The organism is Clavibacter vidaverae, assembly GCF_047529985.1.
Lineage (GTDB): Bacteria > Actinomycetota > Actinomycetes > Actinomycetales > Microbacteriaceae > Clavibacter > Clavibacter nebraskensis_A.
In genome coordinates this window covers 1,771,742-1,785,078 of sequence record NZ_JBLJAM010000001.1, presented here as the reverse complement: position 1 = coordinate 1,785,078, position 13,337 = coordinate 1,771,742, and the positions used below count along the sequence as shown (strand labels likewise).

Annotated in this window: 17 protein-coding genes; 8 read left to right on the top strand and 9 right to left on the bottom strand. The window is 72.7% G+C overall.

Annotated elements, in window-relative coordinates; all coding sequences use genetic code 11:
- The first annotated feature begins 56 nt into the window (after nt 1–56).
- Nucleotides 57–1,253: a glycosyltransferase gene (locus tag ACMT9T_RS08355; protein ID WP_414745104.1), complete on the top strand. Its 1,197-nt coding sequence runs from the start codon at nt 57–59 to the stop codon at nt 1,251–1,253.
- 39 nt (nt 1,254–1,292) lie between these two features.
- Here the strand turns inward: ACMT9T_RS08355 and ACMT9T_RS08350 are convergent, their stop codons facing one another.
- Nucleotides 1,293–2,006 carry an SDR family oxidoreductase gene (locus tag ACMT9T_RS08350; RefSeq protein WP_414745103.1) on the bottom strand — a complete coding sequence of 238 codons (714 nt, stop codon included), beginning with the start codon at nt 2,004–2,006 and terminating at the stop codon, nt 1,293–1,295.
- Between the two features lie 134 nt (nt 2,007–2,140).
- Between ACMT9T_RS08350 and ACMT9T_RS08345 the strand changes: the two genes are divergently transcribed.
- From ACMT9T_RS08345 to ACMT9T_RS08335, 3 genes are all read left to right on the top strand, one after another.
- On the top strand, nt 2,141–2,560 hold the full coding sequence (locus ACMT9T_RS08345; protein ID WP_414745102.1) for a MerR family transcriptional regulator: 420 nt from the start codon (nt 2,141–2,143) through the stop codon (nt 2,558–2,560).
- Nucleotides 2,561–2,661: 101 nt separating this feature from the next.
- Nucleotides 2,662–3,087, top strand: coding sequence for a hypothetical protein (locus ACMT9T_RS08340; RefSeq protein ID WP_414745101.1), 426 nt, complete (start codon nt 2,662–2,664; stop codon nt 3,085–3,087).
- Between the two features lie 58 nt (nt 3,088–3,145).
- The gene (locus ACMT9T_RS08335; RefSeq protein WP_414745100.1) at nt 3,146–3,325 is read left to right on the top strand and encodes a hypothetical protein; all 180 of its coding nucleotides are present in this window, start codon (nt 3,146–3,148) and stop codon (nt 3,323–3,325) included.
- Nucleotides 3,326–3,430: 105 nt separating this feature from the next.
- On the opposite strand, the gene ACMT9T_RS08330 is transcribed toward ACMT9T_RS08335, so the two are convergent.
- Nucleotides 3,431–3,793, bottom strand: coding sequence for a hypothetical protein (locus ACMT9T_RS08330; protein ID WP_063070407.1), 363 nt, complete (start codon nt 3,791–3,793; stop codon nt 3,431–3,433).
- Between the two features lie 88 nt (nt 3,794–3,881).
- On the opposite strand from ACMT9T_RS08330, the gene ACMT9T_RS08325 reads away from it, so the two are divergent.
- The 3 genes from ACMT9T_RS08325 (at nt 3,882) to ACMT9T_RS08315 (ending at nt 5,309) form a co-directional block, all read left to right on the top strand.
- Nucleotides 3,882–4,415, top strand: a complete 534-nt coding sequence (locus ACMT9T_RS08325; protein WP_414745099.1) for a MarR family winged helix-turn-helix transcriptional regulator — start codon at nt 3,882–3,884, stop codon at nt 4,413–4,415.
- 61 nt (nt 4,416–4,476) lie between these two features.
- Nucleotides 4,477–4,899, top strand: coding sequence for an organic hydroperoxide resistance protein (locus ACMT9T_RS08320; protein WP_011931635.1), 423 nt, complete (start codon nt 4,477–4,479; stop codon nt 4,897–4,899).
- On the top strand, nt 4,899–5,309 hold the full coding sequence (locus ACMT9T_RS08315) for a DoxX family protein (RefSeq protein ID WP_414745098.1): 411 nt from the start codon (nt 4,899–4,901) through the stop codon (nt 5,307–5,309). The genes ACMT9T_RS08320 and ACMT9T_RS08315 overlap by 1 nt, the downstream gene beginning before the upstream one ends.
- A gap of 76 nt (nt 5,310–5,385) precedes the next feature.
- Here the strand turns inward: ACMT9T_RS08315 and ACMT9T_RS08310 are convergent, their stop codons facing one another.
- Together ACMT9T_RS08310 and ACMT9T_RS08305 are read right to left on the bottom strand one after the other, a co-directional pair.
- Nucleotides 5,386–6,006: an RES family NAD+ phosphorylase gene (locus ACMT9T_RS08310; protein ID WP_414745097.1), complete on the bottom strand. Its 621-nt coding sequence runs from the start codon at nt 6,004–6,006 to the stop codon at nt 5,386–5,388.
- Nucleotides 6,003–6,614 carry a hypothetical protein gene (locus ACMT9T_RS08305; protein WP_414745096.1) on the bottom strand — a complete coding sequence of 204 codons (612 nt, stop codon included), beginning with the start codon at nt 6,612–6,614 and terminating at the stop codon, nt 6,003–6,005. Before ACMT9T_RS08305 ends, ACMT9T_RS08310 begins: the two co-directional genes overlap by 4 nt.
- A 189-nt stretch (nt 6,615–6,803) precedes the next feature.
- Between ACMT9T_RS08305 and ACMT9T_RS08300 the strand changes: the two genes are divergently transcribed.
- A complete protein-coding gene (locus tag ACMT9T_RS08300; RefSeq protein WP_414745095.1) occupies nt 6,804–7,232 on the top strand; it encodes a VOC family protein in 429 nt (142 codons plus the stop codon).
- On the opposite strand, the gene ACMT9T_RS08295 is transcribed toward ACMT9T_RS08300, so the two are convergent.
- The 5 genes from ACMT9T_RS08295 to ACMT9T_RS08275 form a co-directional block, all read right to left on the bottom strand.
- Nucleotides 7,229–8,359, bottom strand: a complete 1,131-nt coding sequence (locus ACMT9T_RS08295) for an epoxide hydrolase family protein (protein ID WP_414745094.1) — start codon at nt 8,357–8,359, stop codon at nt 7,229–7,231. The genes ACMT9T_RS08300 and ACMT9T_RS08295 overlap by 4 nt on opposite strands.
- A 69-nt stretch (nt 8,360–8,428) precedes the next feature.
- Nucleotides 8,429–9,487, bottom strand: a complete 1,059-nt coding sequence (locus ACMT9T_RS08290; RefSeq protein ID WP_414745093.1) for an ABC transporter permease — start codon at nt 9,485–9,487, stop codon at nt 8,429–8,431.
- The gene (locus ACMT9T_RS08285; protein ID WP_414745092.1) at nt 9,484–10,572 is read right to left on the bottom strand and encodes an ABC transporter permease; all 1,089 of its coding nucleotides are present in this window, start codon (nt 10,570–10,572) and stop codon (nt 9,484–9,486) included. Before ACMT9T_RS08285 ends, ACMT9T_RS08290 begins: the two co-directional genes overlap by 4 nt.
- The gene (locus ACMT9T_RS08280) at nt 10,569–12,143 is read right to left on the bottom strand and encodes a sugar ABC transporter ATP-binding protein (protein WP_414745091.1); all 1,575 of its coding nucleotides are present in this window, start codon (nt 12,141–12,143) and stop codon (nt 10,569–10,571) included. The genes ACMT9T_RS08285 and ACMT9T_RS08280 overlap by 4 nt, the downstream gene beginning before the upstream one ends.
- Before the next feature lie 94 nt (nt 12,144–12,237).
- Complete coding sequence (locus ACMT9T_RS08275; protein ID WP_414745090.1) at nt 12,238–13,242, bottom strand: ABC transporter substrate-binding protein; 1,005 nt, start codon at nt 13,240–13,242, stop codon at nt 12,238–12,240.
- Nucleotides 13,243–13,337: the final 95 nt, after the last annotated feature.

Genomic DNA, 13,337 nt, shown 5'->3' with positions numbered 1-13,337 from the left:
GCGTACGCGGTGGACGCGGGCGTGGGCCTTACGGCTTCCGGGCCCAGACTGGGCGGATGCGTCTGATGCTGCTCACCGCCGGTACCCGTGGCGACGTGGAGCCCTTCGCGGCCCTGGCGCGACACGCCGCATCCCGCGGTCACGAGGTGCAGCTGGCCCTGCCCGACGACGCGGTCGCGCCCGAGGGCGTGGACTCCGTGCGTCTCGGCGTGGACGTGCAGCGGGTGCTCAGCCCGGCCGGTCGCACGCCCTGGGCCCTCGCGCACCACCTGCGGACGGAGGTCCGGCCCGCGATGCGGCGGACGATCGTCGCGGCGGTCCGCGAGACGGTCGCCTTCGCCCCCGACGTGGTGGTCCACCACCCCCTGATCCTCAGCGCGCCCATGGTGGCGGACGCGCTCGACGTGCCCCGCGTGGTGGTGGAGTTCGCGCCGGTGGCCACCTCCAGCGCGCGCTTCCCCGCCGCCGGCGGTCCCACGGCCACCCGCGACCTCGGTGCGCGCAACCGGTCCACCTACGCGGTGCCGCGCGCCATCGGGCGCCTCTTCGACGGCGACGTGGCGCGCGCCGCGGCCGAGCTGCCGGGCGGTCGTCGTCCGGCCTTCCGTTCGCCGTCGGTCGCGACGCTCATGGCCGTGAGCCCCCAGCTGCTGCCGCGCCCCGACGACTGGCCGGAGCGGGTGCACCAGACGGGCGCCTGGCACGAGGAGGGGTCGGCGGCGTCCCTGGATCCGGTCGTCGCCGAGTTCATCGCTGCCGGGCCCTACCTCGTCGCCTCGTTCGGATCCATGGCGAAGGGCGACGCGTCGGCCCGGGGCCGCGCGATCGTCACGGCCGCCCGCGCCCACGGCCTGCGGGTGCTGGTCCTCACCGGGTGGGGCGGGCTCGCGCTGCCGGCGGAGTGCCGCGGCCCCGACGTGCTGGCCGTGCGGTCGGCGCCGTTCGACCAGGTGCTGCCCGGCGCGGCCCTCGCCGTGCACCACGGCGGGGCCGGCACCTCGCACGCCGTCGCCCGGGCGGGCGTGCCCGCGGTCGTCGTGCCCTTCATGGCCGACCAGCCGTTCTGGGGCGCCCAGCTGCACCGGCAGGGGCTGGCCGCCGCCCCGATCCCGCTGCGCCGCCTGTCGGTCGACGCCCTCGTGCCCGCGATGGCCGACGCCCTGTCCCGGCGCGCGCGGGCGGCCGAGGCGGGCGGGCTCATGCGGCGGGACCGCGGGGTGCGGCAGGCGCTCGACGTGCTCGAGTCGCTCTAACTCGCGCCCGGTAGCGGGCCCACGCCCGCTCGGCGTCGGTCAGCCGAGGATCGCGCGCATCCTCTCGTAGAACGGGGCGGGGTCGCCGGCCAGCGAGTCCTTCACCATGCGGCTCCAGTCGTCGACGACGACCTCGACGGCTCCCGCGGCCACGCCGTCGAGCGCCGCGCGCGCCACGTCGCGCGGGGCGATCATGGGCCCGTCGTAGCCGGCCATGATGTCGGTGTCCGCGGCGCCGAGGTGCACGCCCTGCACGAGGGTCCCCTGCCCGGCGAGCTCCAGCCGCACCGAGTTCGTCATGTTCCACTCGGCCGCCTTCGCCGCCGCGTACCCGCCGTTGCCGGAGGTCGAGAACCACGACAGCGCGGACAGGATGTTGACGATCCCGCCGCCCCCGTTCGCCGCGAGCACGGGCGCGAAGGCGCGGATCACGCCGAGCGTCCCGTAGAAGTGGGTGTCCATCTCGCGGCGGATCTCCGCCATGTCGCCTGCGATGAGCGTCGCGCCCGTCGAGATGCCCGCGTTGTTGACGAGGAGCGTCACGTCCTGCGCGGCCTCCGCGGCGGCGGCCACCGACGCCTCGTCGGTGAGGTCGAGGCGCAGCACCTCGACGCCGGGGATGTCGATCGCCTCGGGGCGGCGCGCGGTCGCGTAGACCTTGCGGGCGCCGCGCGCGAGCAGCTCCTCGACGAAGGTGCGACCGATGCCGCGGTTGGCGCCGGTGACGAGGGCGACCTGATCCTGGATGTCCATGCGTGCTCTTCCTCCTGCCGCCCGCGTCGTTCGCGGGGTGCGGCGCGGCCTACGCTAGGAGTTGACGTCGACGTGAAGGGCAAGTCCGCCCGCGAGATCGACGTCTCCGACGGATCACGAGGGAAGAGGGCGGCATGCTGCGGATCGGCGACGTGGCGGGGCGAGCGGGCGTGAGCACCCGGGCGCTCCGGTACTACGAGGAGCAGGGCCTGCTGCCGGCCGAGCGCGCCACGAGCGGCCAGCGCGTCTACCCGGAGGCCGCGGTCGAGCGCGTGCAGCTGATCCAGCAGCTGTTCGCCGCGGGGCTCCCGAGCCGCACGATCCGCCAGCTGCTGCCGAGCGTCGACAGCGGCGTCGCCGCGCCCGAGTCCCTCGCGCTCCTGCGCTCCGAGCGGGACCGGATCACCGCGGCCATTGCCGAGCTCGAGCGCGCCCGCGAGGAGCTCACCCGCGTCATCGACATCTGCCTGCACCCGACGCCCGAGCACTGCCCGGCGCTGCGTGAGGGCGGGGCGGCGTACGAGGGAGCGCGCGAGGAGGGCGTCGCGGCCTGACCCGGCGGCGCGGTCTGGACGTGGACGTGACGATCGCCTAGGGTCTGCGGGAAATTCTCCCCGGTTCGACCGCCGATGGGACGTGGCGTGGAGGGGTGCCGGTGATCAAGCGACTCGGAGCGGTTGCGGCTGTGGCCGTCGTCTGCGGTGCCCTGGCGGGGGTGGTGGTCGGGCTCGTCACCCGCGGTCTGGTGGACGAGTCGTTCGTGCGGGACTTCTGGACGGGGCCTCCTGCCGCCGGGATCTTCGCGCTCATCGGAGCCGGCCTCGCCTACGGTGCCGCGACGGTCGCCGCGCGGGTCTCGCGACGCTCTGCGGAGCGCCAGGAGTGGTGGGATCGGGCGAAGTGGGCTCTCGACCTGGTGATGTCCTCGGATGAGGCCGACCGAGAGGTCGGTCTCGCCGCCATCGAAGTGCTCGTGCCGGACGCTACGAAGACCGAGGCGGAGATGATCGACGCTGTGACGTCCTCATCGCGCCTGGACGAGCAGCGTCAGAGCGACGAGGCCGTCGGATCGCGGGCCTAGTCGCCCGTGGTAGACAGCCATCCACCACCGGCCGACAATGTATTCAGGAGGTACTTCCATGACTCTGGATCAGAGGAACCCGAGCCCGAGCGCACTCGAGAAGCGCATCCAGGCTGGTGAGGCCGACCCCATCAGCGACGCAGAACGCGCATCGGCCGCCAGGATCCGGATCATCGTCGACAAGAAGCGCGGCCGCAAGACCGAGGACTGGATCAAGAAGCTCGCGAAGAGCGCGTAGCCGATCCGCTGCACGAGAGGGACCCCGCCGAACGGCTGGGTCCCTCTTCTTCGTGTGGCGTCCGACAGTCGTCCTGACCTGCTGCACCCGGCTTCGGGACGCCCTCTACGGCCGCTCGTCCACCACGCCCACGAACCGGCTGCCGATCCCGTCGACCTCGCGGCGCGCGAGACCCAGCGCCGGCTCGGGCAGCTCGTCGGGGGAGTGCCGCTCGCAGGAGAGGTAGGAGAACTCCGGCCACCACTTCTTCGGGCGCACGGCCTCGGTGAAGCCGCAGACCTCGCACGTCAGCTGCACCCAGACGGGCCGCTTGCCGGTCGCGTTGGCGCGGGACTGCGCGAGCCAGGCGGGCGGATCCTGGTCCATCGCGGCGATCTCGGACTCCGGGACGCGCCCCGGGATGCCGTGGCGCGTGGCCATCTCCAGCGGGATGCCCAGCCGCAGCGCGGCCTCTCGTCTCGTGATCATGTCGGTCCAGGGTACGCGGCGGCGCTCCTCGCCTGAGCATCCCCCGGGATGGATTGCGCACAATCTTGTTCCGTGGCAGGGTCGAGCCATGCCCGATCGCGACCCCTGCCCGACCGCCGACGACCTCGAGGCAGTGCCCGCGCGCATCGCCGATGAGCTGGTCTGCTTCTCGCTCTACACGGCGTCGCGTTCCACCACCCAGGCGTACCGCGCGCTCCTCGCGCCGTGGGGCCTCACCTACCCGCAGTACCTCGTGCTGGTGCTGCTGTGGTCGGGCGACGACCGAACCGTCACCGAGCTCGGGCAGCAGCTCGACCTCGACTCGGGCACGCTGTCGCCGCTGCTCGCGCGGATGGAGGAGGCCGGCTTCATCGCCCGCCGCCGGATCTCCGCGGACCAGCGCGTCGTCACCGTCTCGCTCGCCGAGCGCGGCCGCACCGTGCGGGCCGAGCTCGCGCACGTGCCCGCGGCGATCATCCGCGGCATGGGCCTCGACCTCGAGCGCGCCCGCCAGCTCCTCGCGACCCTGCACCTGCTGACCGCGGGCATGCAGGAGACGACGGCCGAGGCGCTCGCGCAGCCGAGCACGCGGCCCGCCGAGGCGTCGGCCCGCACCCCCTGATCCGCACCACCCACCACTGGAACCCGGCCGCCCCGCGCGGCCACGAACGGAAGGAACCGACATGGACGCCCTCTACACCGCGGAGGCCCTCGCCACGGGAGCCGGCCGCGACGGCCGCGTGGCTGTCAGCGACAGCGACCTCGCGCTCGACCTCTCCATCCCCAAGGCCATGGGCGGATCCGGCGAGGGCGCGAACCCCGAGCAGCTCTTCGCCGCCGGCTACGCCGCGTGCTTCCACTCCGCGCTGCAGGGCGTCGCCCGCGCGCGCAAGGTGAAGATCGCCGACTCGAGCGTCGGCAGCCGCGTGAGCATCGGATCCAACGGGCAGGGCGGCTACCAGCTCGCCGTGCACCTCGAGGTCGTCATCCCCGGGGTCGAGCACGATCTCGCGCAGGAGCTCGCCGACCAGGCGCACCAGGTCTGCCCGTACTCGAACGCGACCCGCGGCAACATCGAGGTCGTCGTCACGGTCTCGGACGACTGATGGCCGGCCTCGCCCACCGCACGTCCTTCCCGCGCACCGCCGCACGTGTCGTGCTCGGCTCGTTCCTCGCGTTCGCCGGCGTCACGCACCTGACGGTCGCGCGCGAGGAGTTCCGCGCGCAGGTCCCGAAGTCGCTGCCGGTGCCCGAGGACGTGACCGTCGTCGGATCCGGCATCGTCGAGATCACGCTCGGCTCGGCCCTGCTGTTCGCGCGCTCGCGCCGCGGCCTCGCGGGCTGGGCCGCCGCCGCGTTCTTCACGGCGATCTTCCCGGGCAACATCGCGCAGTACGTGCACAAGCGCGACGCCTTCGGCCTCGACACCGACGCCAAGCGGTTCCGCCGCCTGTTCTTCCAGCCCGTGCTGATCGGGCTGGCGCTCTGGTCGACGGGGGCGCTGAGGAAGCGCTGACCCGATTCGGCTCGCACGACGACGGCGGGACGCTCCTCATCGAGGGGCGTCCCGCCGTCCTGCGTCCGCAGCGGTGTCAGGTCAGGCGCAGCACCGTGACGCCGAGGGGCCGACACATCTCGTAGAGCTTCGCGAACCCGTCGGCGTCGTCGAACCACCAGCGGTACGCCGGGTCGGGCTCGAGGTCGCCGGCGTCCACGCGGTCGCCGAAGAGGACCATCGCGCGTCGTCCTGCTACCTGCCGCGACGGGTAGGCCAGGCCGTCGAAGCCCGCCGTATGTGCGGCCTCGGCCCAGGCGACGGTCTGCGGGTAGTCGGCCGCGTCGGTCGCGCAGACGGAGTCCGCGCGCACGCGCAGCGCCCGAGGTCCTCCTCCCACGAGCGAGGCCAGTCGGAGATCGCGTCCCACGACCAGCCGCGAGCAGCGACGCCCCGTGACGTCCATGCCGCCCACGACACCGCCCGCGAGCGGGACGTCGTGGAGGACGGTCTCGCAGATGGCGGCGTCCTCGGTGTCGCCCGCGTACAGGACCGGGACGACCGGGTCGCCGAAGAACGCGAACCGGGTCGGGGCGCCCATGCCCGGGTTGAACTCGGACGGTCCGAAGCGGGAGGAGTGGACGCGGTGGATGCGCGACCCGGCATCGACGACCTCGGCGATGGCGCTGAACGGCGAGGGCGGCGCGGGGACGCTCACCAGACGACGTCCCAGGCTCGCGCGGCAGCGGCGAGGACCAGCTCGGGCTCGTCGAGGTGGTCCACCGGCCGTCGTGCGTCCCCGCGGAGGTAGGTGGTCGGACGGCAGAGCCAGGCCACGACGTCCCTCGACTCCACATCGTGCTCGCGTCCGAGCGAGATGAGCTCGGGGATGACCGGTCGGATGGTCTGCGCGTGGAATTGGAAGCCCGGGTAGAGGTACCTGTTCGTGCGCCGCAGCCCCAGCAGTCGGCCTGCCGTCCGCAGCTCGCTGGCGTAGGCGCGAGTCGGTCGTGCGCCCAGCACCGCCGACACGTCGAGGCTCGAGAGGAACCCGAACTCGGCCTCGATGGAGCGCCAGAAGAGCTCCGTGTCGTTGAGGCTGCTGACGATGCCGGTCGGCAGCTGCTCGGCCTGCCGGGAGAGGGTGTCGGAGAGGGCGGCGGTCTCCGCGTAGATGGCGGTCTGCCGCGCGATGAAGCGCTCGAAGTCGGACGATGCGCCCGGGCTGACGGAGCGGCTGTAGGCCTCGAGCGTCCGGCGTTGGTCGGCGCTCAGGGCGGCCAGGGCTGCGGTCGGGTGCTCGTGATGCGGCTGAGCGTGTGACATGGGTGCTCCGATCCTGACGACGGGAGTCTACCGTCAGGATCGTCTCCCCAGCCAGGATCCATCCTGATGCCCACGATCCTCGCGCGGGTCCCGGGCGCCGGCACCCGTGCCCTTGACCTCTCGCCGACGCGTCGCCAGCATGGGCGCATCCGCACCACCCGCGGCCCCTGCGTCTCGAAGGAGAGACCCGTGCCCATGATCTTCGTCAACCTGCCCGTCACCGACCTGCCCCGGGCGATCGCCTTCTACGAGGCGGTCGGCTGCACCGTGAACCCCGACTTCAGCGACGAGAAGGCCGCGTGCCTCGTCGTGGAGGCCGACCGCAGCGCCTTCATGCTGCTCACCCGCGACTTCTTCCAGTCGTTCCTCGACCTGCCGGTGGGCGACCCGTCCACGAGCGCCGCGGCGATCACCGCGGTCATGCTCGACAGCCGCGAGGACGTGGACGCGCGCGCGACCGCCGGCCTCGCCGCCGGAGGATCCGAGGCCCGTCCGGCCGTCGACCTCGGCTTCATGTACCAGCGGCAGCTGCGTGACCCGGACGGGAACGTGCTCGAGCTGGGGCACATGGATCCGATCCCGGCGGGCGGTGGGCCGGAGGAGCCGGTCGACCGCTAGCGCAGCATCCGCAGGAGCGCGCGGATGTCGTCGGCCAGCAGGTCCGGCTCCTCATGCGGCGCGAAGTGGCCGCCGCGGGGCATGGCCGTGTACCGCACGACGTCGTAGGTGCGCTCGGCCCAGCTGCGCGGCGGGTGCACGAGGTCGTGCGGGAACACCGCGACCGCCGTCGGGACGCGCACGCGCTCCACCGGCGCGGTGCGTCCGGAGCCGTAGGCGAAGTACGGGCGGAGCGAGGTGCCGATGGATCCGGTGAACCAGTAGAGCGACGCGAGCGTCAGCAGGTGGTCGTCGCTGAAGACGCGGGCGACGTCGCCGTCGCAGTCGCTCCAGGCGCGGTGCTTCTCGAGGATCCACGACAGCAGCCCGACGGGCGAGTCCTGCAGCGCGGGCGCGAGCGTCAGCGGACGCGTCTGCTGCTGGTGCTCGTAGCCGCCCTCGGCCGACTCCCACGCGCGCACCTCGTCCCGGTGCGCGCGCTCCTCCTCCGTGAGCGTCGCCTCGTCGAGGTCCCGTGGTGCCTGGACCGCCATCAGGTGGATCCCCGCCACCGCCTCCGGGTGCGCCTCCGCCAGCCGCGACGTGATCCCCGCGCCGAGGTCGCCGCCGTGCGCCGCGTACCGCGGGAAGCCGAGCTCCTCCGTCATCAGCCGGTGCCAGAGCTCGTGCGTCCGCTCGTCCATCCGTGGCCGCGGCGGCGAGAACGGGAAGCCGGGCAGGGCGGGCACGATGACGGTGACGGCGTCGGCCGGGTCGCCGCCGAACCGGGACGGCTGCGACAGCCGCTCGGCGAGCGACACCAGCTCGAGCGCGGAGCTCGGCCAGCCGTTGGTGAGGACGATCGGGAGCCCGCCGGCGCGCTCGGCCTCGAAGCGGAGGTAGGAGATCGGCGTGCCGTCGAGGTCGGCGACCGCCCACGGCAGCGCGCGGATCTCCCGCTCGCGCGCCCGCCAGTCGAACCCGTCGGCCCAGACCGCGGCGAGGCGCCGCAGCAGGGCCTGGTCGGTGCCGGCCTCCCACGGCTCGACCGGCCACTCCGGCGTCCAGCGGGTGCGGCGGATCCGGTCGCGCAGGTCGTCGAGGTCGGCGTCGGTGACGTGCAGGGGGAGTCGCAGCTGGTCTGTCATCGTCGTCCCGTCATCCGGCTTGCTCCCTTCATCCGATCGAGATGAAGCGCACCGAAGCCAGTAAAGCGCCTACGTCCGCCGCCGCCTCGCCATCACCGCGCGCTGCAGCAGCACGAAGACCAGCAGGATCCCGCCCGTGATGATGGTGGTCGCCTCGGGCGGGATCCCGCCGTCGCGCGTGATGAGCACGTTCATCAGGCCCAGCACGAGGGCGCCCACGACCGAGCCGAGCACGAAGCCGACGCCGCCCGTGAGGAGGGTGCCGCCGATCACGGTCGCGGCGATCGCGTCGAGCTCCCAGCCGATGCCGGTGATGTTCTGCGCGCTGCCGAGGCGGGCCGTGTAGATCACCGAGGCGAGGCCGGCGAGCGTGCCGCTGATCACGTAGACGGCGAGCTTCGTGCGGCGCACGGGCAGGCCCATGAGCGCGGCCGACTGCTCGGATCCGCCCGTCGCGTATACGGTGCGGCCGAGGCGCGTGCGGTGCAGCACGAAGAACGCGACCGCCACGACCACGAGCGCGATGAGCACGCCCGGCGTCGTCACGACGTCGTTCACCTTCGGGCCGTCGACCACCTTCATGTTGGTGGCGAGCGAGCGCAGCGGCGACTCGTCGTCGAGGCGCTCGGGCACGGTGCTGAGGATGGAGGCGAGGCCGCGGCCGAGGAACATCATCGCGAGCGTCGCGATGAACGGCTGCACGTCGAAGAACTGGATCAGCACCCCGGAGACCACCCCGGAGGCCGTGCCGATGAGGATCATCAGCACCATCACCACCCACGGATCCCACCCCGCGTTCGCGAGCAGCACGCCGGCGACGCTGCTGACGGCGACGATGGCGCCGACGGACAGGTCGATGCCGCCCGTGAGGATCACGAACGTGAGGCCCACCGCGAGCACGATGACGTGCGCGTTGTTGATGAGCAGGTTCGACAGCGTGTTGGCCTGCAGGATCCGGCCGTACGCGATCTCGCCGTAGGCCAGCATGCCGAGCAGGATCACCAGGGCGGCGACCGTCGGCAGCGAGTCGAGGCGGAGGCGCATGCGGCGGCGCGGCGGCCGGGGCGCGGTGCCCGGGCCCGGCGCGGGCGTCGGGGTCAGGGGCGGCTGGATCGTCGTGGCGCTCATGCGGGCACGGCCTCCTTCTCGGTCGGCACGGCGGCGGGCGCCGCGGGGCGACGCCTCGTGAAGAGCGCGCGGACGCGCCGGGACTGCAGGAGCACGATCGCCACGATCACGAACGCCTTGAAGGCGGGCGTGGCCGACGACGAGATTCCGAGGAACACGACCGTCTTGTCGAGGGTCGCGATGAGGAGCGCGCCGACGGCGGCCCCGAGCAGGTGGAACTTGCCGCCCGCGAGCGAGGTGCCGCCGATGACGACCGCGAGGATCGCGTCGAGCTCCAGCTGGTAGCCGGTGCGCGAGACGTCGACCGTCATGACGCTGGCGGTCGCGAAGATCCCCGCGACGCCCGCCAGCAGGCCGCTCGCGATGTACGCCGTGAACAGGAGTGCCCGGCGGTCGAGGCCCGCGAGGCGCGCGGCCTGCGGGTCCATGCCGATCGCCTCGATCATGAGCCCGAGGGCGCTGCGCCGCACGAGCACGGCCACGGCGACGGTGATCAGCACGGCCAGCAGGAACACCACCGGCAGCCCCACGAGGTACCCGTTCGCGACCCAGCGGAACGGCTCGTTCGAGGCGGCCGTGTTCTGGCCCGCCGTGATGACCTTCGCGAGTCCGCGGCCGGCCAGCATGATCACGAGCGTGCTGATGAAGGGCTGCAGCCCCACTACGGAGACGAGCATGCCGTTGACCGCGCCGAGGATCCCGGCGATGAGGAGCGCGAGGCCCATGGCGCCGAGCGCGACGCCCAGCGAGTCGGATCCGGCCGCCTTCAGGAACTCCATCGAGACGGCGCCGGCGACCACCATGATCGAGCCGACGCTCAGGTCGATGCCGCCCGTGGCGACCACGAGGCACATGCCCACGGCGATCATGAGCACGGGCGCCGCGGCGCGGAGGATGTCGACGAGGTTGCCCACGAGGTTCCCGGTGTCGGGGTTCACCGAGAGGGCGAGGTAGCCGGGATCCTTGGCGACGTTGATCGCGAGGAGCAGGACGATCGCGACCGTGCCCCAGAACCAGGGCCGGTGCAGCACGTCGGCGAGGCCGCGCGCGCTCGGGCGCCGGCTCGCGGTGGTCGTGTCGCTCATCGTGCGGCCTCCTCGGGCGCGGTGTCGGGCACGGTCTCGAGCGCGATGTCGGAGGCGCCCTCCTCCGCGATGGCGGCGACGATCGACTGGGCCGTCACGTCGGGCCCGGCCTCGAGCTCGGCGATCTTGCGGTGGTCCTTGAGCACGAGGATCCGGTCGCTGAGCCGCACGACCTCCTCCAGCTCCGAGGAGATGAACACGACGGCCACGCCCGTGTCGGCGAGGGCCGCGACCTGCTCCTGGATCTCGGCCTTGGCGCCCACGTCGATCCCGCGGGTCGGCTCGTCGAGGATCAGCAGCTCCGGCTCGGTCGCGAGCCACCGCCCGAGCAGCACCTTCTGCTGGTTGCCGCCGGACAGGTTGCGGATGGGCCGGTCGGGATCCGCGGGCCGCACGTTGAGCTCGGTGAGGTACTTGGCGACGATCCGGTCCTTCTCCTTGCGCGGCAGGGGACGTGCCCAGCCGCGCTTCGCCTGCACGGCGAGCACGAGGTTCTCCCGCACGCTGAGGTCGCGGATGATCCCCTCGTCGCGCCGGTTCTCGCTCGAGAACGCGATGCGGTGCTTGAGCGCCTTGGCGGGGGAGGAGATGGCGACGGGTGCGCCGTCCATGGTCACGGATCCGGTGTCGGGCCGGTCGACGCCGTAGAGGAGGCGCGCGAGCTCGGTGCGGCCGGAGCCGAGGAGCCCGGCGAGGCCGACGACCTCGCCGCGGCGGAGCTCCACGTCGGTCGCGTCGAGCGAGCCCTTCCGGCCGATCCCGGTGGCCCGGTAGACGGGCTCGCCGTCGGCGACCTGCCGGGAGGCGCGCTCGCGGTCGAGCGAGCGGAGGCTCTGCAGGTCCTTGCCGATCATCTCCGCGATGAGGCCGGCGCGATCGATGTCGCGCGTCAGATGCTCGCTCACGCGCTTCCCGTTCCGCAGCACGGTGAGCCGGTCGCTGATCGCGAAGACCTGGTCGAGGAAGTGGGAGACGAAGAGGATGGCGACGCCCTCGTCGCGGAGGCGCCGCATCACGCGGAAGAGGCCCTCGACCTCGTCGGCGTCGAGGCTGGAGGTCGGCTCGTCGAGGATCAGCACCTTGGCGTCGATGACGGTCGCCCGGCTGATGGCGACGAGCTGCTGCAGCGCGAGGCTCAGCGAGGAGAGCGGGGTGCGCGGATCCAGGTGGCCGAGCCCCACGCGCGCCAGCACCTCGGAGGCGGCGGCGTGCGTGCCCTTCCAGTCGATGCCGAATCGCCCGCGGCGCTCGTGGCCGAGCATGACGTTCTCGCCGATCGTGAGGTTCCCGCAGAGGTTGACCTCCTGGTAGACCGTGGAGATCCCGGCGGCCTGCGCGTCGGCGGTGCCGGAGAGGCGGCGCTCGGCGCCGTCGACGACGACGCGGCCGGAGTCGATCCCGTAGACGCCCGTGAGCGCCTTGATGAGCGTCGACTTCCCGGCGCCGTTCTCGCCCATGAGCGTGTGGACCTCGCCGGGGAACAGGCGGAGGTCCACCCCGTCGAGCGCCTTGACGCCGGGGAAGGAGATGGTGATGCCCTGCATCTCGACGATCGGGCTGGATGCCTGCATGGCGCGTGCTCCGTTCCTCCGCCGGCAGCGCTGCCGGGCGGGTGGTGCGGCGGGGCGGATGGTCCGCCCCGCCGCGGGTGTCCGTGCGGGCGGGTCAGAACTTCCGGTCGGGCAGCGCGGTGGCGGCCTTCTCGGGCGAGTCGAAGGTGTCCGACGGGACGACGATCGACGACTCGACGCTGCCGCCGTCGAGCAGCTTCTGCACGGCCTCGAGCGCCGTGGCGCCGAACAGCGGGTTGTACTCGGCGACGTAGCTGAGCTTGCCGTCGGCCAGGGCCTGGAGCGCGCCCTTGGTGCCGTCGATCGTCGCGATCTTCACGTCCTCGCCGGGCGTGAGGCCCGCCTCCTCGACCGCCTGGACGGCGCCGAGGCCCATCTCGTCGTTCTGCGCGAAGACCATCTGCACGTCGTTCCCGTTCGACTTGAGCACGGTCTCGAAGACGCTCTTGGCCTCCTCGGTCGACCAGTTCGCCGTCTGCGCGCCGACCTTCTGGAAGGATCCCTCGGCGCCGATGACGTCGTTCCAGCCCTCGTTGCGCTCGTTGACGACGGAGACGCCCGCGGGGCCCTCGAGCGTGAAGTACTTGCCGCCGTCGGGCAGCGCGGTCTTGGCCCAGTTCGCGACCGACTCGCTCACGGCGATGTTGTCGGGCGCGATGCGGGTCGCGTAGAGCGAGTCGTCGTCGGGCTCGATGCCGCGGTCGATGAGGACCACGGGGATCTCGGCCTCCTTGGCGCGCTCGAGCGAGTCCTCCCAGCCGGAGCCCTCGGTGGCCGAGAGCAGGATCACGTCGACGCCCTCGTCGACGAACGACGTGAACGCGTCGATCTGCGACTTCTGGTCGTTGTTGGTGGCGGGCGCGTACTTGAGGTCGAACCCGGCCTCCTTCGTGAAGGTGTCCTGGATGTCCTTCTCGTTGGCCTGGCGCCACGCGCCCTCGGGGCCGACCGCGACGAAGCCGACGGTGGCCGTCTCGCCGCCGCTGTCCGCGGCGCCGCCCGCCGTGGATCCGGTGCCGGAGTTGCTGTTGCAGGCCGTGAGGCCGAGGGCGATGACCCCGGCCGCGGCGATGGTGGCGATGCGCCTCTTCGTGGACATGTATCTCCTCCTTGAGATGTCGGGACGGCTCCGTCCCAGGCCGGTCCTCGGGGACCGGGTCGTGCTGCGGTGCGCGGGGTGCTGCCGCGTGCTCG

Coding starts and splice junctions, on each gene's coding strand:
- ACMT9T_RS08355 (WP_414745104.1), top strand. CDS start 57: ATGCGTCTGATGCTGCTCACCGCCGGTACCCGTGGCGACGTGGAGCCC.
- ACMT9T_RS08350 (WP_414745103.1), bottom strand. CDS start 2,006: ATGGACATCCAGGATCAGGTCGCCCTCGTCACCGGCGCCAACCGCGGC.
- ACMT9T_RS08345 (WP_414745102.1), top strand. CDS start 2,141: ATGCTGCGGATCGGCGACGTGGCGGGGCGAGCGGGCGTGAGCACCCGG.
- ACMT9T_RS08335 (WP_414745100.1), top strand. CDS start 3,146: ATGACTCTGGATCAGAGGAACCCGAGCCCGAGCGCACTCGAGAAGCGC.
- ACMT9T_RS08330 (WP_063070407.1), bottom strand. CDS start 3,793: ATGATCACGAGACGAGAGGCCGCGCTGCGGCTGGGCATCCCGCTGGAG.
- ACMT9T_RS08325 (WP_414745099.1), top strand. CDS start 3,882: ATGCCCGATCGCGACCCCTGCCCGACCGCCGACGACCTCGAGGCAGTG.
- ACMT9T_RS08320 (WP_011931635.1), top strand. CDS start 4,477: ATGGACGCCCTCTACACCGCGGAGGCCCTCGCCACGGGAGCCGGCCGC.
- ACMT9T_RS08315 (WP_414745098.1), top strand. CDS start 4,899: ATGGCCGGCCTCGCCCACCGCACGTCCTTCCCGCGCACCGCCGCACGT.
- ACMT9T_RS08305 (WP_414745096.1), bottom strand. CDS start 6,614: ATGTCACACGCTCAGCCGCATCACGAGCACCCGACCGCAGCCCTGGCC.
- ACMT9T_RS08295 (WP_414745094.1), bottom strand. CDS start 8,359: ATGACAGACCAGCTGCGACTCCCCCTGCACGTCACCGACGCCGACCTC.
- ACMT9T_RS08290 (WP_414745093.1), bottom strand. CDS start 9,487: ATGAGCGCCACGACGATCCAGCCGCCCCTGACCCCGACGCCCGCGCCG.
- ACMT9T_RS08285 (WP_414745092.1), bottom strand. CDS start 10,572: ATGAGCGACACGACCACCGCGAGCCGGCGCCCGAGCGCGCGCGGCCTC.
- ACMT9T_RS08280 (WP_414745091.1), bottom strand. CDS start 12,143: ATGCAGGCATCCAGCCCGATCGTCGAGATGCAGGGCATCACCATCTCC.
- ACMT9T_RS08275 (WP_414745090.1), bottom strand. CDS start 13,242: ATGTCCACGAAGAGGCGCATCGCCACCATCGCCGCGGCCGGGGTCATC.